The sequence below is a fragment of the Enterobacter sp. 296B2 genome (assembly GCF_034106185.1).
In the GTDB taxonomy this organism is placed as follows: domain Bacteria; phylum Pseudomonadota; class Gammaproteobacteria; order Enterobacterales; family Enterobacteriaceae; genus Enterobacter; species Enterobacter cloacae_N.
The window spans coordinates 22,633-47,559 of sequence record NZ_JAWNCA010000028.1 but is presented as its reverse complement, the minus strand read 5'-3'; the positions used below and the strand labels follow the sequence as shown (position 1 = coordinate 47,559).

Annotated in this window: 23 protein-coding genes; 3 read left to right on the top strand and 20 right to left on the bottom strand. The window is 56.1% G+C overall.

Features of this window, described 5'->3' with window-relative positions:
• Positions 1–14: 14 nt before the first annotated feature.
• The gene (locus URZ40_RS18425; RefSeq protein WP_166710124.1) at positions 15–1,058 is read right to left on the bottom strand and encodes a GMP reductase; all 1,044 of its coding nucleotides are present in this window, start codon (positions 1,056–1,058) and stop codon (positions 15–17) included.
• Between the two features lie 228 nt (positions 1,059–1,286).
• Here URZ40_RS18425 and coaE point away from each other — a divergent pair, with 228 nt between their 5' ends.
• The 3 genes from coaE to yacG are packed head-to-tail and all read left to right on the top strand — an operon-like array spanning position 1,287 to position 2,854.
• Positions 1,287–1,907, top strand: a complete 621-nt coding sequence (gene coaE / locus URZ40_RS18420) for a dephospho-CoA kinase (RefSeq protein ID WP_116342518.1) — start codon at positions 1,287–1,289, stop codon at positions 1,905–1,907.
• The gene (zapD, locus tag URZ40_RS18415) at positions 1,907–2,650 is read left to right on the top strand and encodes a cell division protein ZapD (RefSeq protein ID WP_028015517.1); all 744 of its coding nucleotides are present in this window, start codon (positions 1,907–1,909) and stop codon (positions 2,648–2,650) included. Before coaE ends, zapD begins: the two co-directional genes overlap by 1 nt.
• A gap of 9 nt (positions 2,651–2,659) precedes the next feature.
• A complete protein-coding gene (gene yacG / locus URZ40_RS18410; protein WP_028015516.1) occupies positions 2,660–2,854 on the top strand; it encodes a DNA gyrase inhibitor YacG in 195 nt (64 codons plus the stop codon).
• 34 nt (positions 2,855–2,888) lie between these two features.
• On the opposite strand, the gene mutT is transcribed toward yacG, so the two are convergent.
• From mutT to mraZ, 19 genes are all read right to left on the bottom strand, one after another.
• On the bottom strand, positions 2,889–3,281 hold the full coding sequence (gene mutT / locus URZ40_RS18405) for an 8-oxo-dGTP diphosphatase MutT (protein ID WP_116342516.1): 393 nt from the start codon (positions 3,279–3,281) through the stop codon (positions 2,889–2,891).
• 56 nt (positions 3,282–3,337) lie between these two features.
• Positions 3,338–6,043: a preprotein translocase subunit SecA gene (secA, locus tag URZ40_RS18400; protein ID WP_116342514.1), complete on the bottom strand. Its 2,706-nt coding sequence runs from the start codon at positions 6,041–6,043 to the stop codon at positions 3,338–3,340.
• Between the two features lie 57 nt (positions 6,044–6,100).
• Positions 6,101–6,604 carry a secA translation cis-regulator SecM gene (gene secM, locus URZ40_RS18395; RefSeq protein WP_163330317.1) on the bottom strand — a complete coding sequence of 168 codons (504 nt, stop codon included), beginning with the start codon at positions 6,602–6,604 and terminating at the stop codon, positions 6,101–6,103.
• Between the two features lie 281 nt (positions 6,605–6,885).
• On the bottom strand, positions 6,886–7,803 hold the full coding sequence (gene lpxC / locus URZ40_RS18390) for a UDP-3-O-acyl-N-acetylglucosamine deacetylase (protein WP_061099229.1): 918 nt from the start codon (positions 7,801–7,803) through the stop codon (positions 6,886–6,888).
• A gap of 101 nt (positions 7,804–7,904) precedes the next feature.
• Positions 7,905–9,056 carry a cell division protein FtsZ gene (gene ftsZ, locus URZ40_RS18385; protein ID WP_008501978.1) on the bottom strand — a complete coding sequence of 384 codons (1,152 nt, stop codon included), beginning with the start codon at positions 9,054–9,056 and terminating at the stop codon, positions 7,905–7,907.
• A 63-nt stretch (positions 9,057–9,119) separates the two neighbouring features.
• Entirely contained in the window at positions 9,120–10,376 is a 1,257-nt protein-coding gene (gene ftsA / locus URZ40_RS18380) for a cell division protein FtsA (protein ID WP_320720963.1), read from the bottom strand.
• Positions 10,373–11,215, bottom strand: coding sequence for a cell division protein FtsQ (ftsQ, locus tag URZ40_RS18375; protein ID WP_116342512.1), 843 nt, complete (start codon positions 11,213–11,215; stop codon positions 10,373–10,375). The genes ftsA and ftsQ overlap by 4 nt, the downstream gene beginning before the upstream one ends.
• A gap of 1 nt (position 11,216) precedes the next feature.
• Entirely contained in the window at positions 11,217–12,137 is a 921-nt protein-coding gene (locus tag URZ40_RS18370) for a D-alanine--D-alanine ligase (RefSeq protein WP_192981997.1), read from the bottom strand.
• Complete coding sequence (gene murC, locus URZ40_RS18365) at positions 12,130–13,605, bottom strand: UDP-N-acetylmuramate--L-alanine ligase (RefSeq protein WP_116342508.1); 1,476 nt, start codon at positions 13,603–13,605, stop codon at positions 12,130–12,132. The genes URZ40_RS18370 and murC overlap by 8 nt, the downstream gene beginning before the upstream one ends.
• Before the next feature lie 56 nt (positions 13,606–13,661).
• The gene (murG, locus tag URZ40_RS18360; protein ID WP_116342506.1) at positions 13,662–14,726 is read right to left on the bottom strand and encodes an undecaprenyldiphospho-muramoylpentapeptide beta-N-acetylglucosaminyltransferase; all 1,065 of its coding nucleotides are present in this window, start codon (positions 14,724–14,726) and stop codon (positions 13,662–13,664) included.
• Positions 14,723–15,967: a cell division protein FtsW gene (gene ftsW / locus URZ40_RS18355; RefSeq protein ID WP_028015508.1), complete on the bottom strand. Its 1,245-nt coding sequence runs from the start codon at positions 15,965–15,967 to the stop codon at positions 14,723–14,725. The genes murG and ftsW overlap by 4 nt, the downstream gene beginning before the upstream one ends.
• Positions 15,967–17,283, bottom strand: a complete 1,317-nt coding sequence (murD, locus tag URZ40_RS18350; RefSeq protein ID WP_166710111.1) for a UDP-N-acetylmuramoyl-L-alanine--D-glutamate ligase — start codon at positions 17,281–17,283, stop codon at positions 15,967–15,969. The genes ftsW and murD overlap by 1 nt, the downstream gene beginning before the upstream one ends.
• Positions 17,284–17,285: 2 nt before the next feature.
• Positions 17,286–18,368 carry a phospho-N-acetylmuramoyl-pentapeptide-transferase gene (gene mraY / locus URZ40_RS18345; protein ID WP_008501985.1) on the bottom strand — a complete coding sequence of 361 codons (1,083 nt, stop codon included), beginning with the start codon at positions 18,366–18,368 and terminating at the stop codon, positions 17,286–17,288.
• A complete protein-coding gene (murF, locus tag URZ40_RS18340; protein ID WP_116342502.1) occupies positions 18,362–19,720 on the bottom strand; it encodes a UDP-N-acetylmuramoyl-tripeptide--D-alanyl-D-alanine ligase in 1,359 nt (452 codons plus the stop codon). The genes mraY and murF overlap by 7 nt, the downstream gene beginning before the upstream one ends.
• On the bottom strand, positions 19,717–21,204 hold the full coding sequence (gene murE, locus URZ40_RS18335; protein ID WP_316379692.1) for a UDP-N-acetylmuramoyl-L-alanyl-D-glutamate--2,6-diaminopimelate ligase: 1,488 nt from the start codon (positions 21,202–21,204) through the stop codon (positions 19,717–19,719). Before murE ends, murF begins: the two co-directional genes overlap by 4 nt.
• Positions 21,191–22,957, bottom strand: coding sequence for a peptidoglycan glycosyltransferase FtsI (locus tag URZ40_RS18330; RefSeq protein WP_028015504.1), 1,767 nt, complete (start codon positions 22,955–22,957; stop codon positions 21,191–21,193). Before URZ40_RS18330 ends, murE begins: the two co-directional genes overlap by 14 nt.
• A gap of 15 nt (positions 22,958–22,972) precedes the next feature.
• The gene (ftsL, locus tag URZ40_RS18325) at positions 22,973–23,338 is read right to left on the bottom strand and encodes a cell division protein FtsL (RefSeq protein ID WP_006173860.1); all 366 of its coding nucleotides are present in this window, start codon (positions 23,336–23,338) and stop codon (positions 22,973–22,975) included.
• Positions 23,335–24,276, bottom strand: a complete 942-nt coding sequence (gene rsmH / locus URZ40_RS18320) for a 16S rRNA (cytosine(1402)-N(4))-methyltransferase RsmH (protein WP_028015503.1) — start codon at positions 24,274–24,276, stop codon at positions 23,335–23,337. Before rsmH ends, ftsL begins: the two co-directional genes overlap by 4 nt.
• A 2-nt stretch (positions 24,277–24,278) precedes the next feature.
• Entirely contained in the window at positions 24,279–24,737 is a 459-nt protein-coding gene (gene mraZ, locus URZ40_RS18315) for a division/cell wall cluster transcriptional repressor MraZ (protein ID WP_014882537.1), read from the bottom strand.
• Positions 24,738–24,927: the final 190 nt, after the last annotated feature.

Here is a 24,927-nt window from a genome sequence, read left to right as displayed (position 1 = left end):
GCCAGCGAAAGCCATTACAGGCTATTGAAAACGCGGTTTTCCTGCTCCTGAACGCGAATAAACGTCGTGCGTTTCGTCAGCTCTTTCAGGCGGGATGCACCTACGTAGGTGCAGGCTGAGCGCAGGCCACCGAGAATATCGCGCGCGGTGTTTTCAACCGGACCGCGCAGTGGCAGCTTCACGGTTTTGCCTTCTGCCGCACGGTATTTAGCCACGCCACCGACGTGACGGGTCATCGCGGACTCAGAGCTCATACCGTAGAACAGCATGAATTTCTCGCCGTTCTCTTCCACTACGGTGCCGCCGCTCTCTTCGTGACCTGCCAGCATACCGCCGAGCATCACGAAGTCCGCGCCGCCGCCAAAGGCCTTTGCGACATCGCCCGGCATGGTGCAACCGCCGTCGCTGATAATCTGGCCGCCCAGGCCGTGCGCCGCATCGGCACATTCAATGACCGCGGAAAGCTGCGGATAACCAACTCCGGTCTTAACGCGCGTGGTGCATACGGAGCCCGGGCCAATGCCCACTTTCACGATGTCGGCACCGGAAAGGATCAGCTCTTCACACATTTCACCGGTCACCACGTTGCCCGCGATGATAGTTTTGTTCGGCCAGGCTTCGCGCGCCTTGCTGACGAACTGTACGAAGTGCTCGGAGTAACCGTTCGCCACATCAATACAAACGAAGCTAAGCGCTGGGTTGGCATTCAGGATCTGTTTGGTCTTTTCGAAATCTGCATCGGAGGTACCCGTGGAGACCATCACGTGCTTCACCACATCAGCAGAGGCGGACGCAACAAACGCGTTCCACTCTTCAGGAGTGTAGTGCTTGTGGACTGCAGTAAGAATATCGAACTGAGCCAGCGCCGTTGCCATCTCAAAGGTACCGACCGTATCCATGTTGGCAGCAATGATTGGCACGCCAGACCAGGTCTGACCGGAGTGTTTAAAGGTGAATTGACGTTCGAGTTCAACGTCTGAGCGACTTTTCAGTGTAGAGCGTTTAGGGCGGATAAGAACGTCTTTGAAACCTAACTTCAGATCTTCTTCGATACGCATGTGCGGATTCCTGGGGTTAGAGGCAAATATGTTAAAAGCACAACTCCAGTGACGCTATCATACGCACTAATACCTGCTCCGCAAGACTGCGAAATTCTCTTTTTTTACGCTACAATCCTATAAATTTACCTGGTAAAAAGCGGGTAAAGAGAATCAAACAATTACTGTCGCACGTTTGTTTTTTAAGCAACTGATTTTCATAATGAATAATTCCCAGGATTTGATTTAATGGGGTATATCGTCGCAGTAACCGGCGGCATCGGTAGTGGCAAAAGTACCGTTGCGGACGCGTTTTCTCGTCTCGGCATCGCGATTATTGATGCCGATATTATTGCCCGTCAGGTGGTAGAGCCCGATACACCCGCGCTAAAGGCCATCGCAGACCATTTCGGTCAGGCAATCATCAATGCCGACGGCACGCTGAACCGCCGTCAGCTTCGCGAATATATTTTTTCTGATTCTGCGGAAAAAGCCTGGCTTAATGCCCTGCTCCACCCCATTATCCACCAGGAAACTCAGCGTCAGATAGCCGCAGCCCGCTCGCCCTATGTCCTGTGGGTGGTTCCGCTCCTGGTGGAAAATCAGCTGTATAAGAAAGCCAATCGGGTACTGGTGATTGATGTCACACCCGAAACGCAAATCCAGCGAACCATGACGCGCGATCACGTCTCGCGTGAACATGCTGAACAAATTCTTGCCGCTCAGGCCACGCGCGCTCAGCGCCTTGCCGTTGCGGATGATGTTATTGATAATAACGGCGCACCAGATGCCATTGCATCGGATGTTGCCCGTCTGCACGCGCAGTATCTGACGTTCGCCGCGCAGGCCGTTGCACAGGAAAAACCATAATGTCCACTCACATTCTTTTTGAGCACCCGCTTAATGAAAAAATGCGTACCTGGCTGCGCATTGAATTTCTTATCCAACAGCTTTCACAACATCTTCCTGTTAACGATCATGCCACGGCGTTGCACTTCTTTCGCAACGTAGGCGATCTGCTGGATGTGATTGAGCGTGGCGATGTCCGTACGGAGCTGTTGAAAGAGCTGGAGCGCCAGCAGCGTAAATTACAGGCCTGGGCCGAAGTGCCGGGCGTGGATCAAAGCCGGATTGACGCCTTACGTCAGCAATTGAAAAACAGCAGCACAACGCTGATGGCAGCGCCGCGCGTTGGGCAATATTTACGAGAAGACCGTTTGATTGCGCTGGTGCGCCAGCGCCTGAGCATACCGGGCGGTTGCTGTAGCTTTGACCTGCCAACGCTGCATATGTGGCTGCATATGCCGCAGGAACAGCGCGATCGTCAGGTAAACAGCTGGCTGGGCAGCCTGGAGCCGATGAATCAGACGTTATCGCTGATCCTCGATCTTGTGCGTAACTCTGCCCCATTCCGCAAGCAAACCAGTCTCAACGGTTTTTATCAGGACAACGGCGACGACGCCGATCTTCTGCGTCTAAATCTGTCTCTTGGCGAGCAGCTTTATCCACAAATTTCCGGGCATAAAAGCCGTTTCGCGATCCGCTTTATGCCGCTGGACAGTGAAAATGGCACCGTGCCGGAACGCCTCGATTTTGAACTGGCCTGTTGTTAAGGAGTGCCAATGTCTGACGTCACCACCGTAAACTGCCCAACCTGTGGCAAAACCGTTGTCTGGGGCGAAGTGAGTCCATTTCGCCCATTCTGCTGCAAGCGCTGTCAGCTCATTGACCTGGGCGAATGGGCGGCGGAAGAGAAACGTATTCCGAGCGAAGGGGACCTCTCGGATAGCGATGACTGGAGCGAAAGCCAGCAGTAACGTTCAAAGCCTGCTGGCGCTTCGTCCGGCAGGCCTACATATTTGCCGCTAAGCGGCGGATCACAGGCTCATTGGCTGGCGGGAATTTATCGGCATCACTGGCCTGAAGTTCCACCCAGTTACCCGGCTGTCCTTCTTTTCCCCATGGGTCACCTTCCCAGCTTTCCACCAGCCAGAACCACAGCGTGATGTGCCTGTCGGGAAACTGGTATTCCAGCTTATCAAACAGCGTGGCGCCAAGCGGGGTAATCCCCACCTCTTCCTGCAGCTCACGCACCAGCGCCTCTTCCGGCGTTTCTCCTGATTCGATTTTCCCACCAGGAAACTCCCACTTGTTCGCCATATGGGCGTCGGCAGCGCGCTGGGTGATGAAGATTTGGTTTTGCGGGTTGCGAATAATCCCGACGGCAATTTGCAGTATTTTCATAGTTTCACTTCCATAAAAAAGGCGCAGATGTCTGCGCCTTTTCTTTTTTTATGAACTTAGTTCAGACGGCCGTGGCAGGCCTTGTATTTTTTACCAGAACCACATGGGCATGGATCGTTACGACCCACTTTACGATCGCCGGTCTGCGCGGCGATCGCTGCTGCGGCTTCGCTTTCGTCGGTCTGGTGGCTCAGCTGCTGCATCTGCGCCAGACGCTCAGCTTCTTCACGACGCTGCTGCTCCATCGCTTCCACTTCTTCCGGCATACGCACCTGAACCTTACTCAGGGTGCTGATCACTTCATACTTCAGCGACTCCAGCATAGAGGCAAACATGGAGAAGGATTCACGCTTGTACTCCTGCTTCGGATCTTTCTGTGCATAGCCACGCAGGTGGATACCCTGACGCAGGTAGTCCATCGCCGCCAGGTGCTCTTTCCACAGGGAGTCCAGCGTCTGCAGCATCACGCCTTTTTCGAAGTGTCGCATCATCTCAGCGCCAACCACTTCTTCCTTACGCTTGTAAACCTCCAGCGCGGTTTCAAAGATACGTTCGCGCAGGGTCTCTTCATGAAGCTCAGGCTCTTTGTCCAGCCACTCTTTGATTGGCAGATCGAGATCGAAGTCGTTTTTGAGGCGTTCCTGCAGGCCTTCAACATCCCACATCTCTTCCAGAGACTGCGGTGGAATATGCGCGTCGATGGTGGCTTTGAACACATCCTCGCGGATGCTGTTGATGGTTTCGCTCACGTCGGACACGTCCAGCAGTTCGTTACGCTGGGTGTAGATTGCACGACGCTGATCGTTGGCAACGTCATCGTATTCCAGCAGCTGCTTACGAATATCGAAGTTGCGGCTTTCCACTTTACGCTGGGCGTTAGCGATCGCTTTAGTCACCCACGGGTGCTCAATGGCTTCGCCTGGCTTCATGCCCAGCTTACGCATCATGCCGGACACGCGGTCGGAGGCGAAAATACGCATCAGCGCATCTTCCATAGACAGATAGAAGCGGGAAGAACCGGCGTCCCCCTGACGACCCGCACGGCCACGCAGCTGGTTGTCGATACGACGAGATTCGTGACGCTCGGTACCAATGATGTGCAGGCCACCGGATGCCAGCACCGCGTCGTGGCGCACCTGCCAGTCGGCTTTGATCTGCGCGATCTGCTCTGGCGTTGGGTTTTCCAGCTCTGCAACTTCAGCCTGCCAGCTACCGCCCAGCATAATATCGGTACCACGGCCCGCCATGTTGGTGGCGATGGTCACGGCTGCCGGATAGCCAGCCTGAGCAACAATGTCTGCTTCTTTAGCGTGGAACTTGGCGTTCAGAACGTTGTGCTTGATGCCAGCTTTGGTCAGTTCGTTAGAAACCACTTCAGATTTCTCGATGGAGATGGTCCCCACCAGAACCGGCTGACCATTGGCAGTACGGTCACGAATATCTTCGATGATCGCCTGAATTTTTTCCGCTTCGGTCATGTACACCAGGTCCGGCATATCCTTACGGATCATCGGACGGTTGGTTGGCACAACCACGGTATCCAGCTTGTAGATGGAGCTGAATTCAAACGCTTCGGTATCTGCAGTACCGGTCATCCCTGCCAGCTTCTCGTACAGACGGAAGTAGTTCTGGAAGGTAATAGACGCCAGCGTCTGGTTTTCGTTCTGGATATCCACGCCTTCTTTCGCCTCAACGGCCTGGTGCAGACCGTCAGACCAGCGACGGCCCTGCATGGTACGACCGGTGTGTTCATCGACGATGATGACTTCACCGTCTTTGACGATGTAGTCGACGTCGCGGGTGAACAGCGCGTGCGCACGCAGCGCGGCGGTTACGTGGTGCATCAGCATAATGTTGCTCGGAGAGTACAGAGACTCGCCTTCTTCCATAATGCCTTCAGCCACCAGCAGCTCTTCAATTTTCACCAGACCACGTTCGGTCAGGTTCACCTGGCGCGCTTTCTCATCAACGGAGAAGTGGCCTTCACCCTGGAAGGTATCGGAGTCTTCTTTCTCCTGGCGCAGCAGGTGTGGAATGATTTTGTCGACTTTACGGTACATGTCAGAGCTGTCTTCGGCCGGGCCGGAGATGATCAGCGGGGTACGCGCCTCATCGATAAGAATGGAGTCAACCTCATCCACCAGCGCATAGTGCAGCTTGCGCTGGACGCGCTCTTCCGGGCTGAACGCCATGTTGTCACGCAGGTAGTCGAAGCCGTATTCGTTGTTGGTACCGTAGGTGATATCAGCGTTATACGCTTCACGCTTGGCGGGCGCCGGCAGGCCGGACATGTTGATGCCGACGGTCATGCCGAGGAATTCGAACAGCGGACGGTTGTTTTCGGCATCACGCTGGGCCAGATAATCGTTGACGGTAACGACGTGAACGCCCTTACCGGTCAGTGCATTCAGGTAAGCCGGCAGCGTTGCGGTCAGTGTTTTACCTTCACCGGTACGCATTTCCGCGATGCAGCGCTCGTTAAGCACCATACCACCCAGCAGCTGAACGTCGAAGTGACGCATGCCAAATACGCGTTTACTCGCTTCACGCACAACCGCGAAAGCTTCCGGAATAAGGCTCTCCAGGGTTTCGCCTTTTTCCAGGCGCGCGCGGAATTCCGCCGTTTTCGCTTTGAGCTCATCATCAGAGAGCTTCTCCATCGCCGGTTCCATACCGTTGATGACGTTTACAGCTTTGCGCATACGGCGCAGGGTACGATCGTTACGACTACCGAAAACTTTGGTTAATAATTTGATTAGCATAATAAATTCTCAAACGCCCCAGACGGGCAGATAAATTAAGGTATTGAAAAAGTTAATTTAGCTGAGGCGTTGTGGCCCGGCGCGGATGCCGTGAACCTGGCTAATCCATGTCGAAACGGAGAATGATACAGGGGAGACAAACCCGGTTTGCGCCGTCTGACTCACGTTCACAGGCGGCTGGTTGTCCTGCGTCAGAAGCGCATTAAGCGTATCGAGCAGGGCAAGATGCTGAGCCTGAACCGGCAGCGTTTCTTCAGCAACAGGCATCGTCTGCGGCGCCATCGCGAACGACAGATGACGGATAACCGTGCGGATGGCGTGCTGCTGCCAGTAATCAACGGAGAAATTAGGACGACGGCTGGCTTCTAGCCACGCGAGATTCGTAAAATTAACCCGCGTCGAGAGATCGTGTTTAGTCGTAGTGGAACGTGCTGGTGTCGCCGCTTCCGCACTGTTGCTGAGCGCAGGCAAGCCGAAACTTGCCGCGACCATCCCTAATAAGAGATGCGGCCAGAAGTAACGTCTGCCAAATTGTCGCCAGCGCGTCAGTATTCCGCTCACTTGCTCCACCACATTCGCCCGCCAGTGCAGGCTGAGTTCAGTTATTCTTTTTTTAGCGCCCAGATATTACCACTAAAGCCACTACACAGCAGCAGGAATGACACCTTGTAGCAGGTAAAAACGGTCAATAATGCAGCGAACACACCGTTATTCGGCACCCGACAAAGGCCAGGGAATAGAGGGACAAATCAAAGAAGGGCAGAAATAAAAACGACTGGCTTCCCTGGTCGGAGAGAGTACCAGGTGAACCAGTCGCTTTTCTTACGAAACGGCGTTAACCGTTACGCCAGGACCATAGTCGGTGCTTTGAACGCCAGCGGCAGCTCAGCTTCGTCTTCGAAGGTCACATATTCCCAGGCTTCCTGTTTTGCCAGGACGGCCTGCAACAGTTTGTTGTTCAGTGCATGACCGGATTTAAACGCGGTAAATGCACCAATGATGTTGTGACCACACATGAAGAGGTCGCCGATCGCGTCCAGCATTTTGTGACGAACGAATTCATCTTCAAAACGCAGGCCGTCTTCGTTCAGTACGCGATAATCGTCAACAACGATGGCACAATCGAAGCTGCCGCCCAGGCACAGGCCGCGGGACTGCAGATATTCGATATCACGCATGAAGCCAAACGTACGTGCGCGGCTGATCTGGCGCATAAACGCATCAGCAGAGAAGTTCATCGCATAGCGTTGGGTGCTGGCATCAATCGCCGGATGGTTAAAGTCGATGGTAAAGTCCAACGAGAAACCATTGTACGGTTTGAATTCAGCCCACTTGTCGCCATCTTCGACGCGAACGGTCTCTTTAATGCGAACAAATTTCTTCGCACAGTTCAGTTCTTCGATGCCAGCATCCAGCAACAGATAAACGAACGGCGCAGCACTACCATCCATAATCGGGATTTCTGGCGCATCGACTTCAACAATAATGTTGTCGATACCCAGACCCGCCAGGGCGGCGTTCAGGTGCTCTACGGTAGAAATCCGCACGTCATGCTCGTTCACCAGACAAGTACAGAGCATAGTATCACGCACAGATTTGGCATCGGCCGGAAAATCTACCGGTGGATTCAAGTCGGTGCGACGATAGATGACCCCGGTATTGGCCGGCGCAGGGCGTAACGTCAGTGTGACTTTCTTGCCGGTATGTAAACCGACACCCGTCGCCTGAACGATACGTTTAAGTGTCCTTTGTTTGATCATCGTATAATCTCGCCAAATTAACTATCCAACCGAGAGTGTATATCACTAACGGTGGGCCAGTTTAGCACAAAGAGCGCAAATCCCCAAATTCCAGCCAATTCTTAGTCAGCTTGCTTACGCAGGAACGCCGGGATGTCCAGATAATCTGGCTCTTTTGCCGTTTGCGGCGTTGGGTCGTTCACCACTTTCGCGGCCGGTTTTTGCTCCTGAGTCAGAGGAGACATACCGTGCTGCTGGTAACGATCCATTACCGGTTGCTGAGTCTGCTTGTTGGTCACCAGGGTGATCTCAGGACGCTTGTCCATACCGATACCGGTCGCAACAACGGTAACACGCAGCTCGTCGTTCATTTCCGGGTCAAGAGACGTACCGATTACCACGGTCGCGTTGTCAGAGGCGAACGCACGGATGGTGTTACCCACGGTTTCGAACTCATCCAGACGCAGGTCAAAGCCAGCGGTAATGTTGACCAGCACGCCGCGCGCACCAGACAGATCGATATCTTCCAGCAGTGGAGAAGAGATAGCCATTTCAGCCGCTTCTTCTGCACGGTCTTCACCGCTCGCCACGCCAGAGCCCATCATCGCGTAGCCCATTTCGGACATCACGGTGCGAACGTCTGCAAAGTCAACGTTCATCAGGCCAGGACGGGTAATCAGTTCAGCGATACCCTGAACCGCGCCTTTCAGCACGTCGTTTGCTGCGCCGAAGGCGTCCAGCAGGGAGATACCGCGACCCAGCACTTTCAACAGCTTGTCGTTCGGGATAGTGATCAGCGAGTCCACATGCTTGGACAGCTCGGTGATACCCTGCTCCGCGAAGGCCATACGCTTTTTGCCTTCGAAGTTGAAAGGCTTGGTCACGACAGCAACGGTCAGGATACCTAAATCTTTTGCCACTTCAGCCACAACAGGTGCTGCACCGGTACCAGTACCGCCGCCCATGCCTGCTGCGATGAAGACCATGTCCGCACCTTCCAGTGCAGCACGCAGGGCTTCACGATCTTCTTCAGCCGCGTTACGGCCGACTTCCGGGTTAGCTCCAGCCCCCAGGCCTTTGGTGATACCACCGCCGATCTGGATAGTCTGGCCAACTGCCGTCTTACGAAGTGCTTGCGCATCGGTGTTAACTGCAAAGAATTCAACACCTTCAATGCGTTCACGCACCATATGCTCTACGGCGTTACCGCCGCCGCCACCGACGCCGATGACTTTAATCACCGCGTCGTTGGTCAGTTCCATAGGTTCAAACATAATTTCTCTCTCCGTTGTGCCTGTCGCCCGAGACCGCTAATTCTCTCCGGTCTCTTTAAAAAATTAAAACTCTTTTCGCAGCCAGTTGTTCAGTCGTTTGACCCACGACCCCACTGAGACGCGTTTTTCCACTTCTGCTTCACCACTGAGATGAGATTCCTTCCCGTAGTGGAGCAGGCCCACTGCCGTTGAATAGTACGGCTCCTGGGCATAATCCGTTAAACCGGTAATATTCAGCGGCGCACCAATACGCACCTGCGTATGGAACACGCGCTGAGCGCAGGCCGCAAGACCTTCAATTTGCGCTGCACCGCCGGTTAATACAATCCCCGCCGCAAGATGATGTTTCACGCCCTGCTGACGAAGCTGTTCCTGTAACTGTAAAATCTCTTCGTTGACCAGGTTGAGCAGCTCGGTATAGCGTGGCTCAATCACCTCTGCCAACGTCTGGCGCTGCAGGCTACGCGGCGGACGACCGCCCACGCTCGGCACTTCAACGCTCTCATCTTTGCCAACAATAGACCCCAGCGCACAGCCGTGGCGTACTTTAATCGCTTCTGCATCGCTCGGTGGCGTACCGAAAGCGTAAGCAATATCGCTGGTCACAACGTTCCCTGCGTATGGGATCACTTTGGTGTGGCGCAGCGCACCGCCGGTATACACGGCCATGTCCATTGTACCACCACCAATATCGACCACACAGACACCCAGTTCACGTTCGTCTTCGGTCAGCACGGAATAACTTGCCGCCAGACCGGCGAAAATAAGTTGGTCAACTTTCAGGCCACAACGTTCAACGGCTTTTACAATGTTCTTCGCCATATCGTTGTGACATGTGATCAGGTGCACTTTTGCCTGCATACGCACGCCAGACAGACCAACCGGGTTCTTGATCCCTTCCTGGTAGTCGATCGCATACTCCTGCGGGATCACGTGCAGCACGCGATGCTCATCGCGAACGCGCACGGACTTCGCCGTATGCACAACGTTTTCAACGTCTTCCTGCGTCACTTCTTCTTCGGAAATAGGCACCATACCAATTTCGTTCTGGCAGCTGATGTGCTTGCCAGAAAGGGCCAGATAGACAGAAGAAATCTGGCAATCTGCCATTAATTCAGCCTGATCGATGGCGCGCTGTACGCACTTCACCACCGACTCAAGGTCGTTTACCCCACCTTTATCCATACCACGGGACGGGCAACTGCCCACGCCAATGATATTGACCATACCGTCGGGCAGAACTTCCCCTACTAAAGCGGCAACCTTCGCGGTGCCAATCTCCAGTCCAACTACCGGTTTTCTGTCCGTCGCCTTGATCATTGTTGTTCTGCCTGTACCTGTGCCTGATTCTGTTGCTGATTAGGTTCCTCGACCGGAGCCGGCTCCCAACCGACTGCTGCGCCTGAGTCATAGCGCAAATCAACGTAGCTTATCCGTTTGCCGTCCGTCTGCGCCTGCTGCTGTAAAACCGGGTAAAGTTCTACAAAACGCGCCAGACGTTTCATTGTGTCGCCGCGTCCCAGGTTGAGCTTAATGCCGTTCGTCAACGTCAGCTGCCAGGAGCGGCGCGCCGTCATCGCAGCATCTTTTAACGTAAACCTGTCCTTCGCCAGCACCTGGCCCATTTCACGAAAACCCTGCAATACTTCGTTTTCGCTGCCTTCCGGGCCATACAACATCGGTAAATTTTGCTTGTTGACACGATCGCTCGGGACGCTGAAGGAATTTCCGTCTACGTCAACCATGTGCTGATCATTCCAACGCGCAATGGGCACATATTCAACCAGATGAATCTTCAATTCATCAGGCCATTGTTTTCTGACACTCGCCTGTTTTATCCATGGCAGACGTTCAATCTGGCTCTGAATAATATTGACGTCCTGCGTCATAAAGGTGCCGGGCGATCCCAGCGCCAAAATTGACTGGCGAATATCATCGTTACGCGTGTAGTGACGCTCACCGGTCACCACCAGCTTCGACAGCGGCAGCCGCTGCGCATCTTCCATCCATCCCAGCACCATCCAGCCGCTGATAAACACGGTGCACAGCACCCCGAGCAGGAAAATAATCCCTGCAAGACGCGTTCCATTACTCCGGCGTGAAGAAGTATATTCTTCTTCGTCATCGCGGTTGCGCGTGTTCAATGCAGCCTGAGACATATCAGCCCGCCTGGTCCAGAATACGTACGACTAACTGAGAGAAGCTCATTCCCGCCTGACGCGCCGCCATCGGCACAAGGCTGTGGCTGGTCATTCCCGGCGAGGTATTGGCTTCCAACAGATAAAACTGCCCGTCATTGTCCTGCATCACATCAATGCGTCCCCAGCCACGACACCCGAGAACATTCCAGGCTTTTACCACCAGGGACTGTAATTCGGCTTCACGCTCACCTTCAAGACCACAAGGGCAGAAATATTGCGTCTCATCAGAGAGATACTTCGCCTCATAATCATAGAAGACTCCGGCGGGTTGGATGCGAATTGACGGTAAAATTTCTTCGCCAAGCATCGCGACGGTAAATTCCGGCCCGCTGAGCCATTTTTCAATCAGAACTTCTTCATCATGTTGAAATGCCAGCGCTAAAGCAGATGACAAATCTTCAGCTTTATCGACCTTTGACATCCCGACGCTCGACCCTTCCCGGCTCGGCTTTACAATAACCGGTAAGCCCAGTGACGCAATGCGTGTATTAACGCTGTCCGACAGGCCCAATTCAAATTCGCGACGGGTCAGCGCCACCCAAGGTGCAACAGGTAGCCCCGCGCCCTGCCAGAGTAACTTACTGCGCAGTTTATCCATAGAGATGGCGGAAGCCATCACGCCGCTGCCGGTGTAAGGCATGCCGATCAGATCCAGAAGCCCCTGCAGGGTTCCGTCTTCACCGCCACGACCATGTAGCGCGATAAAGACCTTATCGAAGCCCATCGCTTTTAATTGCGTCACGTCGACCTCTTTTGGATCGACCAGGTGCGCGTTTACGCCGCCTTCACGCAGGCCCGCCAGCACGGCAGCCCCGGAATTCAGGGAAACCTCGCGCTCGGCGGAGGTGCCGCCAGAGAGGACTGCAATCTTATCAGCCATGATGCTCATCCTCCTGGGTTTGCGGCTTCAGTTTGATTTCGGCTAAAGTACGGGCGATTTTGCCGATATTTCCCGCACCCTGAATCAGAATCAGATCGTTACCGGTCAGGACCGGTGCCAGAATTTCCGCCACCTGCGCCGGATCAGATACCAGAATAGGGTCAACTTTACCGCGCCCGCGAATGGTACGACACAGGGAACGACTGTCCGCGCCCGGAATCGGCGTTTCGCCTGCGGCGTAAACATCCAGCATCAGCAGGGTATCCACCTGCGACAGGACGCTGGCGAAATCGTCATACAGATCGCGGGTACGCGTGAAGCGGTGCGGCTGGAAGATCATCACCAGATTCTTCTCCGGCCAGCCCGCGCGTGCGGCTTTGATGGTCGCGTCCACTTCGGTCGGATGGTGACCGTAGTCGTCTACCAGCATCGCGGTGCCTGGCTTACCATTCACCGCATCCAGCGGGAATTCACCGAGGAAGTCGAAGCGACGCCCCGTGCCCTGGAAGCTTTCCAGCGCGCGCAGGATCGCTTCATCGTCAATGCCTTCTTCCGTCGCAACAGCCACTGCCGCAGCGGCGTTGAGCGCGTTATGGCGCCCAGGCGCATTCAGCGTGACGTGCAGCAGCTCTTTGTCCTGACGCGCCAGAGTGAAATGGCCCTGCGCACCAATCTGTTTGTACGCTTCCACGCGAACGTCAGCGTCTTCGCTGAAACCATAGGTGGTGATTTGACGACCGACGCGCGGCAGCAGCTCGCGGATCACCGGGTCGTCGACGCACATTACCGCACGCCCATAAAACGGCAGGTTGTGCAGGAAGTTGATAAAGGTCTGCTTTAAGTTCTCGAAGTCGCCCTGGTAGGTATCCATATGGTCAGCTTCGATGTTCGTGACAATCGCCACCATCGGCTGCAGATGCAGGAACGACGCGTCACTCTCATCCGCTTCCGCAATCAGATAACGGCTGTGGCCCAGACGCGCATGCACGCCTGCCGCTTTCACCAGACCGCCGTTGACGAACGTCGGATCGAGCCCGGCTTCCGCATAAATACTGGAGACCATCGCCGTGGTCGTGGTTTTACCGTGGGTGCCGGCAATCGCGATGCCGTGACGGAAACGCATCAGTTCCGCCAGCATTTCAGCACGGCGGATCACGGGAATGCGCGCTTCATGCGCGGCAACGATTTCCGGGTTGTCAGAGGAGATGGCGCTTGAGACCACCACCACGCTCGCATCGCGCACGTTTTCCGGGCGATGGTTGAAATAGATAGTCGCCCCAAGCGACGCCAGCTGCTGCGTTACAGGGTTTGGCGCCAGGTCAGACCCGCTGATCTGATAGCCTTCGTTAGCTAACACTTCGGCAATACCGCCCATGCCAGCACCACCGATGCCAACAAAGTGAATGTGCCGGACGCGACGCATCTCGGGCACGATTGAACGCAGTTTTGCCAGTTGTTGTGTATTCATTCTCTAAACGCCATCGACTACTTAAAATTCGTGCCGCGCTTCACGCGCTGCGAGGGTTAAGCCTGGGCTGCCAGGCTCACTTCTTTTGCCACCCGTTCTGTCGCATCCGGGATAGCAACCGCGCGCGCGCGTTGTGCCATCTCCAGCAGTGCGTCTCTGTTCCAGCCCGCCAGGGTGGTGGCGACCGCATCGGCGGTAAATTGTGGCTGTTCAAAAATTTTCGCCGCGCCGGCTTTCTCAAGCGGCAGCGCATTCCAGTACTGCTGTCGGTCTTTGTGCTGGAACGGCACGAACAGCGCGGGTAAACCGGCGGCGGCAATTTCGCTCACCGTCAGCGCCCCCGAGCGGCAGACCACGACATCGGCCCAGGCATAGGCTGCGGCCATATCGTCAATAAATTCCGTCACTTTATGCTGCGGTTTTCCCGCTTCGGCATAAGCCTGCTCAACGGTCTGCTGAGCGCCTTTTCCGCTCTGGTGCCAGATCGTCACGGCATCCCCCAGCTTTGCCGCCACCTGCGGCATCGTCTGGTTTAAAATACGCGCCCCCTGAGACCCACCGACAACCAGCACACGAACCGGACCTTCACGTCCCGCCAGGCGGGCATCCGGCAGCGGTAGCGCCAGCACGTCCACGCGCACCGGGTTGCCCACCACGTCCGCTTTCGGGAACGCGCCGGGAAACGCCTGCATCACTTTGGTCGCGATTTTCGCCAGCCACTTGTTGGTCAGGCCGGCAATACCGTTCTGCTCATGCAGCACAACGGGAATACCCAATGACCATGCGGCCAGCCCGCCGGGACCAGAGACATAGCCGCCCATGCCCAACACCACATCGGGCTTAAAGCGCTTCATGATGGTGCGCGCCTGACGCCAGGCGTTGAAAATACGCACCGGTGCCAGCAGCATGGCCTTGAGGCCTTTTCCCCGCAGGCCAGAAATTCGAATAAAGTCGATCTCGATACCGTGCTTCGGTACCAGGTCGGCCTCCATGCGGTCTGCGGTTCCCAGCCAGCGTACCTGCCAGCCCTGATCCATTAAATGGTGCGCAACCGCCAGTCCCGGGAACACGTGTCCGCCGGTACCGCCCGCCATCACCATTAACCGCTTCGGTTGATTCATCGTGAACCTCGTGTAAACGCCTGGGCTTTCTCCAGACGCGTCTCATAATCTATGCGTAACAAAAACATAATGGCCGTCGACATGATCAACAGACTCGAACCACCATAGCTGATCAGCGGCAACGTCAGACCTTTGGTCGGCAGCATACCCGCTGCGGCCCCGACGTTAACCAGCGCCTGGAAGCTAAACCAGATACCAATTGAGCAGGCTAAGAAGCCTGAGAAGCGGTGATCGATCTCCAGCGCTTTCCGGCCGATGGACATAGCACGGAAAGCGACGAAGAATACCATTAATAGCGCTAATACCACACCGATATAACCCAGTTCTTCCCCAATAATGGAGAAGATGAAGTCAGTATGCGCTTCCGGTAAATACTCCAGTTTCTGAACCGAATTGCCCAGGCCTTGCCCCCAGACTTCACCGCGGCCAAACGCCATCAGCGACTGCGTCAGCTGATAACCGCTGCCGAACGGATCTTCCCAGGGGTTCCAGAATGAGGTAACGCGGCGGATACGGTAAGGCTCAGCGAGGATCAGCAGCACCACCGCTGATATCCCCATTCCGATAATGGCAATGAACTGCCACAGCTTGGCCCCTGCCAGGAACAGCATCGCCAGCGTCGTCACGAACAGCACTACCACAGTACCGAGGTCAGGCTGCGCCAGCAGCAGGATCGCCAGCACCAGAATCACGCCCATCGGCTTTAAGAACCCGCGAAGGTTATTACGCACCTCATCGACCTTACGGACCAGGTAGTTCGCCAGATAGCAGAACAATGAAAGCTTGGTAAATTCCGCCGGCTGAATACGCAGCGGGCCGAAGGCGATCCAGCGCGATGCCCCGTTAACGGAGCTCCCGACAACCAGCACGATCAAGAGCATGATGATAGAAGCGATCAGCATCGCGGTACTGTGCCGCTGCCAGAACGCCATCGGCAGACGAAGCGTCACCAGCGCCAGGCAAAACGCCAGAATGATGTACAGCCCGTCACGCTTGGCGAACAGGAAGGGATCGTTCGCCAGACGCTGCCCGACGGGCATGGAAGCCGAGGTCACCATGATAAAGCCGATCGCCGCCAGCCCCAGCGTCAGCCAGAACAGGGTGCGGTCGTACATAATCAGGCTATCGGAATCTTTATCCCGTGAAGCCATCACCCAGCCTTTCAGCGCCGCAAACAGCCACACCAGGATCCCAAATCCTGGCAGGCGCGGCATTTTCAGGCGAGGGAGAGATAAACGCATCAGCCTAACTCCTTCGCAAGGCGGGTAAAGACATCGCCACGCTGTTCGAAATTCTTAAACTGATCGAGGCTGGCGCACGCCGGGGAGAGCAGAACCATATCGCCAGGCTGCACGCGCGGGGCGATCAGCCGCATCGCCTGTTCCATGGTTTCAGTTTGCTCGGCAATTTCCGGGCGTAGTTCAGCCAGCTCGCTGCCGTCGCGGCCAAAGCAGTACAGGCGGATGTTATCGCCGGTGAGATACGGCTTCAGGGAGGAGAAATCTGCGGATTTGCCGTCTCCACCCAACAGCAGATGAAGGGTACCGTCAACGTGCAGACCGTTCAGCGCGGCCTCCGTGCTTCCCACGTTGGTCGCTTTGGAGTCGTTAATCCAGCGCACGCCGTTATGCTCCAGCGCCAGCTGGAAACGGTGCGCCAGGCCGGAAAACGTAGTCAACGCTTTCAGGCTGGAAGAGCGCGGCAGCCCTACGGCATCCGCAAGCGCCAGCGCCGCCAGGGCATTGGTGTAGTTGTGCTGGCCGGAAAGCTTCATCTCTTTCACGTTCAGCACTTTCTCGCCTTTCACGCGCAGCCAGGTTTCTCCCAACTGACGGTTCAGATGATAATCACCCATGGTGATACCAAAGCTGATACAGCGCTCGTCCGCGCCACGCACGGGCATGGTCAGCGCGTCATCGGCGTTAACCACGCAGACTTTGGCGTTTTCGTATACGCGCAGCTTGGCCGCGCGGTACTGCTGCAGACCAAATGGATACCGGTCCATATGATCTTCAGTCACGTTGAGGATTGTTGCCGCCGCCGCATGCAGGCTGGAGGTGGTTTCAAGCTGGAAGCTGGAAAGTTCCAGAACGTACAGCTCGCAGCCTTTGTCCAGCAGCATCAGCGCGGGCAGACCGATATTGCCGCCTACCCCTACGTTCATGCCTGCGGCTTTCGCCATTTCACCCACCAGGGTAGTAACGGTGCTTTTGCCGTTAGAACCGGTGATCGCGATAACCGGCGCCTGCGCTTCGCGGCAGAACAGTTCGATATCGCCGACAATCTCAACGCCCGCATCCGCGGCAGCGCTCAATGAAGGGTGCGCCAGCGCCATTCCCGGGCTGGCGACAATCAGATCGGCTGCCAGCAGCCAGTCATCATTCAGACCACCAAGGTGGCGTTCAACCTGTTCCGGCAGCTTGTCCAGACCCGGCGGAGAGACACGCGTATCCATCACGCGCGGCGTAACGCCGCGCGCAAGGAAAAAGTCCACGCAGGAGAGGCCTGTGAGGCCTAACCCGATGATAACGACTTTTTTGCCCTGGTAATCTGCCATGATTAACGTACCTTCAGCGTTGCCAGGCCAATCAGCACCAGCATCAGCGAAATAATCCAGAAGCGCACAATCACGCGCGGCTCCGGCCAGCCTTTCAGTTCATAGTGGTGGTGGATCGGCGCCATACGGAAGATGCGCTGACCGCGCAGCTTGAAGGAGCCAACCTGCAAAATCACCGACAGGGTCTCAACCACAAACACGCCGCCCATGATCACCAGCAGGAACTCCTGACGCAGCAGTACGGCGATAATGCCGAGCGCACCGCCTAAAGCCAGAGAACCGACGTCGCCCATAAAGACCTGCGCCGGGTAGGTGTTGAACCACAGGAAGCCCAGCCCCGCGCCGACAATCGCCGTACAGACGATCACCAGCTCACCCGCGTGGCGCAGATAAGGGATGTGCAGGTAGTTCGCAAAGTTCATGTTACCGGTCGCCCACGCCACCAGCGCGAAACCGGCGGCCACAAAGACGGTTGGCATAATGGCCAGGCCATCCAGACCGTCGGTCAGGTTAACGGCGTTGCCTGTGCCAACAATCACAAAGTAGGCCAGCAGGATGTAGAACAGCCCCAGTTGCGGCATCACGTCTTTAAAGAACGGCACCACCAGCTCGGTGGCAGGCGTGTCTTTCCCGGCCAGATACAGCGCGAAGGCCACGCCCAGCGCAATCACTGACATCCAGAAATACTTCCAGCGGGCGATCAGGCCCTTCGTGTCTTTGCGGACGACTTTGCGGTAATCATCCACAAACCCGATAATGCCGTAGCCCACCAGCACGGTCAGCACGCACCAGACGTACGGGTTGGACGGGTAGGCCCACAGCAGCACGGAAACAACGATCGCGGTAAGGATCATGATCCCGCCCATCGTCGGCGTACCGCGCTTGCTGAAGTGCGACTCCGGACCGTCGTTACGTACGACCTGGCCGAAAGAGAGTTTTTGCAGACGGGCAATCATGCGCGGGCCCATCCACAACGAGATGAACAGCGCAGTCAGCAGGCTGACGATGGCGCGAAACGTCAGATACGAAAAGACGTTAAAGCCAGAATAATATTTGACCAAATGTTCGGCCAGCCAAACTAACATGTCCCGTTCTCCTGTAATGCGTGCACAACCTCTTCCATGGCGGCACTACGTGAACCTTTCACTAACACTGTCACAATTTGTTTTTCTGTAATTAATGCCTTAAGGCGCTCAATTAAGGCGGCTTTATCGGCAAAATGTTCGCCAACGCCGCTGGCACGGCTAATCGCCTGGCTCAGTTTTCCTGCGCTCAGCACGCAGTCCAGCCCCGCCGCTTTTGCCGCTTCACCGACCTGGGTATGACAGGCTTCGCTTTCATCGCCCAGCTCGGCCATATCGCCAACCACCATGATGCGGTAGCCCGGCATTTCAGATAATACCTGCACCGCCGCCGTCATCGAGCCGACGTTCGCGTTGTAGGAGTCATCCAGCAGCAGCTTGTTTTCCGAAAGCTGAATCGGGAACAGACGTCCCGGCACGGCTTTCAGGTTCGCCAGCCCCGCTTTGATCGCCTCATGCGACGCGCCCACCGCCGTCGATAACGCCGCTGCCGCAAGCGCATTGGCGATGTTATGGCGTCCCGGCAGCGGCAGCAGCACGTCTACGCCACCCGTCGGGGTGGTGAGGGTGAACTCCGTACCGTGCGACGTCACATGGATATTGGTCGCGGTAAAGTCACTGTTGGCCGCATTCGGCGAGAAGCGCCAGGTTTTACGTGAACCAATGATGCTTTGCCAGTTCAGCCAGTCGTTGTTATCGGCGTTAAGAATGGCAATACCGTCATCCGGCAGGCCGGTGTAAATCTCACCTTTCGCTTTCGCCACACCTTCCAGCGAGCCGAAGCCTTCAAGATGCGCCGCCGCCAGGTTATTCACCAGCGCCGCTTCCGGGCGAGTCAGGCTTACGGTCCAGGCGATTTCGCCCTGGTGGTTTGCCCCTAACTCGATCACCGCAAATTCATGCTCTTTGGTCAGGCGAAGTAATGTCATCGGCACGCCGATGTCATTATTGAGGTTGCCCGCGGTATAGAGCGTATTGCCGCACTGGCTGAGGATCGCCGCCGTCATCTCTTTCACCGACGTTTTGCCTGATGACCCGGTCAGTGCGACAACGCGAGCAGGCACCTGCTGACGCACCCAGGCGGCCAGCTCGCCGAACGCGAGACGCGTATCGTTCACCACAATCTGCGGCAGATCGATATCGAGCCTGCGGCTGACGAGCAGCGCACCGGCGCCGTTCTCTTTGGCCTGTTCTGCAAAATCATGCGCGTCAAAACGCTCGCCTTTCAGCGCCACAAACAGACAGCCCGCAGTAATTTTGCGGGTGTCAGTCGTCACGGCATCGATGGTCAGGTCTTGCCCGTGCAGGTCGCCCTGCAGGATGGCAGCGGCCTGACGTAACGTGATGCTAATCATGCCACTACTCCCAGCAGGCGTGCTGCCGTTACGCGGTCCGAGTAGTCCAGACGGCGATTGCCAACAATCTGATAATCTTCATGCCCTTTGCCCGCCAGCAGAACAACATCATTCTCCTGCGCCTGCATAATGGTGTTGGTCACGGCTTCCGCACGGCCTTCCACCACGCGGGCACGACCGGCGTCCAGCATTCCCGCCAGAATATCGTTGATGATGGCGCGCGGCTCTTCGGTACGCGGGTTGTCATCGGTCACAACCGGAATATCCGCGAACTGCTCGGCAATAGCCCCCATCAGCGGGCGTTTGCCTTTATCGCGATCGCCGCCGCAGCCAAACACGCACCAGAGCTTACCGGTGCAGTGCAGGCGCGCTGCTTCCAGTGCTTTTTCCAGCGCATCCGGGGTGTGGGCATAATCAACCACTACGGTCGGTTTACCCGGCGCGCTGAACACTTCCATACGGCCGCAAACCGGCTGCAGACGCGTTGACGTTTCCAGCAGCTCCGCCATCGGATAACCCAGCGCCAGCAACGTCGCCAGAGCCAGCAGCAGGTTGCTGACGTTAAACGCCCCCATCAGGCGGCTTTCAATTTCACCTTCCCCCCAGGAAGAGGCAAAGCGGATCGTTGCGCCGCTGTCGTGATAGTTAACGTCAACGGCCTTCAGCCAGCGGCCGTGGCAGTTCGGATTGATATGGTCTTCCATCGACACCCCAACCGCGTCCGGCAGCTTCGCAAGCCAGCGGCGGCCCACTTCGTCATCGGCGTTGATGATAGCCTGGCCGTAATGGTGAGTAGAGAACAGCAGCCATTTCGCGGCTTCGTAGTGCTCCATATCACCATGGTAATCAAGGTGATCGCGGCTCAGGTTCGTGAACACTGAAGCAGCAAATTTCAGCGCCGCGACGCGGTGCTGAACCAGACCGTGCGAAGAGACTTCCATCGCAGCAAAGGTTGCCCCCTGCCCTGCCAGACCGGCAAGCACATGCTGTACGTCAACCGCCGAGCCGGTGGTGTTTTCCGTCGGGCTCACTTTGCCCAGCAGGCCGTTGCCTACGGTGCCCATCACGGCCCCCGTTTCACCCAGCAGTTGAGCCCACTGCGCCATCAGCTGCGTGGTGGTGGTTTTTCCGTTCGTGCCCGTCACGCCAACCAGACGCAGCTGGTCGGAAGGTTCGTGATAAAAACGTCCTGCCAGTGCAGAGAGACGCTCATTCAACTGGCTGAGATAGACAACCGGCACCCCGTGAATTTCACGGATCTCACCGTCGGTTGCTTCGTCTTTGGCCTCAGCAATAATGGCAGCAACACCTTGCGCAATCGCCTGCGGGATATAACGACGCCCGTCCGCCTGATGACCGACCACCGCCACAAAAAGATCGCCAGAAGCAGCCACGCGGCTGTCCAGTACCATCTCTCGTAGTGCTCGCGCAGGTAGCATAGGCACCCACGGAGCGAGAAGGTCGCGCAAATTACGATCTGCCACCTGTACCCTCGCCTTGATTAATTACAAATTCACTTTTTTCGCCCGTCGCCAGCGCATCCGGTTCAACGTTCATGGTGCGTAACACGCCGCCCATGATGGCGCCAAACACAGGCGCAGAAACGGCGCCGCCGTAGTATTTACCCGCCTGTGGATCGTTAATGACGACCACAAGCGCAAAACGCGGATTGCTTGCAGGCGCAACGCCTGCGGTATAGGCAATGTATTTGTTGATGTAGCGACCGTCTGGCCCCACCTTTTTCGCCGTACCGGTTTTAATGGCGATGCGGTAGCCTTTAATGGCCGCCTTCACGCCGCCGCCACCCGGCAGCGCCACGCTTTCCATCATGTGCACAACGGTACGAACGATGGATTCCGGGAAGATACGCTCGCCCGGAACCGGTGGATCAACTTTGGTGATGGACAGCGGGCGATAGACGCCGTAGCTGCCAATCGTTGCGTAGACTCGCGCTAACTGTAACGGGGTTACCATTAGCCCGTAGCCGAAAGAGAAGGTGGCCCTCTCTATGTCAGACCACCGTTGTTTTTGAGGATATAAGCCACTGCGTTCTCCGACCAACCCCAAATTGGTCGCCTTTCCCAGTCCAAAACGTGAGTAAGTCTCTACTAACGCTGAGGACGGCATCGCTAACGCCAGCTTTGAAACACCGACGTTACTCGACTTCTGTAACACCCCGGTCAGGGTCAATTCGCTGTAGCGCGCCACGTCTTTAATCTCGTGGCCGTTAATACGGTAAGGGATCGTGTTCAGGACCGTGTTTTCATTGACGATACCGCGCTGAAGCGCCGTCATCACCACCATCGGTTTCACCGTGGAGCCGGGTTCGAACACGTCAGTAATCGCCCGGTTACGCATCGCATCTTTTGCGGTGCCGGTAAAGTTATTCGGGTTGTAGGACGGACTGTTGGCCATGGCCAGCACTTCGCCAGTACTGACATCCACCAGCACGGCGCTGCCTGACTCGGCCTTGTTAAACGCCACGGCGTTGTTGAGCTCGCGGTAGACCAGCGCCTGCAGGCGCTCGTCAATACTCAGGGCCAGGTTGTGCGCCGCCTGGCTGTCCGTAGAGGAGATATCTTCGATGACGCGCCCGTAGCGGTCCTTACGCACAATTCGCTCGCCCGGCTGGCCGGTAAGCCACTTATCGAAACTTTTTTCAACGCCCTCAATCCCCTGGCTGTCGACGTTGGTGAAGCCAATGAGGTGAGCGGTTACTTCACCGGACGGATAGTAACGACGGGATTCTTCGCGCAGATGAATGCCCGGCAGCTTCAGTTTTCGAATGTAGTCCGCCATGTCAGGGTTAACCTGGCGCGCCAGATAGATAAAACGCCCTTTCGGGTTCGCGTTGACGCGGGAGGCAAGCTGATCCAGCGGCATTTTGAGCGCATCTGACAGCGCTTTCCAGCGGTTATCAAGCGTGATGCCACCGGCATCGTGCAGCTCTTTCGGGTCGGCCCAGATCGCTTTCACCGGCACGCTCACCGCCAGCGGGCGGCCTGAACGGTCGGTTATCATTCCGCGAGAAGTCGACACTTCCTGAACGCGAAGGGAGCGCATATCCCCCTGGCGTACCAGCATGTCAGGGGCGATGATTTGCAGCCACGCCACGCGCCCCAGCAGGAAACCCAGCGCCAGTAAAATGCAGCCGCAAAGCAACGCAAAACGCCAACTGATAAAGTTGGCCTGTTCTTCCTGACGTTTTGGTTTTAGCGTTTTTGCCGCTGCTTTCATGCGTCGCGTTTTCCCTTATTTTTGTACTACGATATTTTCCTGGGAAGGATCAACATGCTGCAGTTGCAGCTTTTCCGTTGCGATCCGTTCAACCCGGCTGTGATCGCCGAGCGCGTTTTCTTCAAGGATCAGATTTCGCCATTCAATATCCAGCGCATCGCGTTCCAGAACCAGCTGCTCGCGCTGCGCAGTCAATAAACGTGTATGGTGAGCCGTGGTCACCACCGTAACTGCCGTAACAATGATGCAAATGAACAGGCAGAGTGGCAGCTTCCCAAACCGCAAAAGATCGTCGCCGATCACGCCAGGCAAAGCATGGCGCTCGTTGCTTCCTAACGATCCCTTAACTTTGCTTAGGGTCTCTGTCACTCTGCCGATCATGCGTTCGTCCTCTCTGCTACTCGCAGCACTGAACTACGGGCGCGTGGATTCTCTGCCACCTCTTCTTCGCCCGGCATCAACTTGCCTAATGCTCGCAACTGACGGCCACCCAGCTTCCTGAGTTGTTCTTCCGTCATCGGCAGCCCTGCTGGCACTTGTGGACCGCGGCTCTGTTCACGCATGAAGCGTTTCACAATGCGGTCTTCCAGCGAATGGAAGCTGATGATGGATAACCGCCCACCCGGGGCCAGCACGTCGAGCGAGCTTTTTAGCGCCAGCTCTATTTCCTCCAGTTCACTGTTTACCCAGATGCGAACCGCCTGGAAGGTACGGGTCGCGGGATGTTTGTGTTTATCCTTCACCGGCGTCGCCGCCGCAATCACTTCGGCCAGCTCTTTGGTGCGGGTCATTGGCTCAACGCGGTTGCGCTCAACGATGGCGCGCGCAATGCGCTTGCCAAAACGTTCTTCGCCAAAGGTTTTGATCACCCAGGCAATATCCGCTTCGTCAGCGGTCTGCAGCCATTCGGCGGCAGACTGGCCACGCGTCGGGTCCATACGCATGTCCAGCGGACCGTCACGCATAAAGGAGAAGCCGCGTTCTGCATCATCAAGCTGGGGTGAAGAGACGCCAAGATCGAGAAGAATCCCGTCGATCTTGCCCGTAAGATCGCGCTCGGCAACGTAATCCGCGAGCGCAGAGAAAGGTCCATGCACGATGGAAAAGCGTGGGTCATTGATGGTCTGTGCAACGGCAATCGCCTGCGGATCGCGATCGATTGCCAGCAGACGCCCTTCCTCTCCAAGCTGGGAGAGGATCAAACGCGAGTGACCACCGCGACCAAACGTGCCATCAATGTAGATGCCATCCGGACGAATGTTCAGGCCGTTTACGGCCTCGTCCAGCAGCACCGTTTTGTGTTTATAATTTTCCATCATATTTATAGAGACAAGTCCTGCAGCCGTTCCGATAAAGTGGCGGAATCAGACTGCTCAGCGTCGATATCTTCCTTGACCTGTTGATACCAGGTCGTTTCGTCCCACAGTTCAAACTTGTTGAACTGTCCGACCAGCATCACTTCTTTGGTCAGACCGGCATGTTGCCGCAGCACGGGCGCAATCAGTAATCGCCCGGCGCTATCCATCTGACACTCACTGGCATGTCCCAATAACAGCCGCTGCACGCGGCGCTCTTGCGGGTTCATGCTCGACAGTCGCGACAGCTTTTGCTCAATAATTTCCCATTCAGGTAAGGGGTAAAGCAGCAGGCAGGGGGAGTTGATGTCAATGGTGCAAACCATTTGACCCGAAGCGTTCTCAATCAGCTGGTCGCGATATCGGGTTGGGACCGATAAACGCCCTTTGCTGTCGAGATTGACTAACGTAGCTCCACGGAACATGCCAGTCTCACCCCTCCTCACCACTTTAACCCACAAATTCCCACCTAAAGGAGTTTACGGAGCGAGGGAAAAGCTTGTCAAGCCAGGACTCTCCCTATAAGGACCCGAAAGGCCGCTATTTACAGAGATAAACAGACCTGGCTAATAACTGCACAACTGGCGAGGCAAAATTAACGTTATGAATATTTGT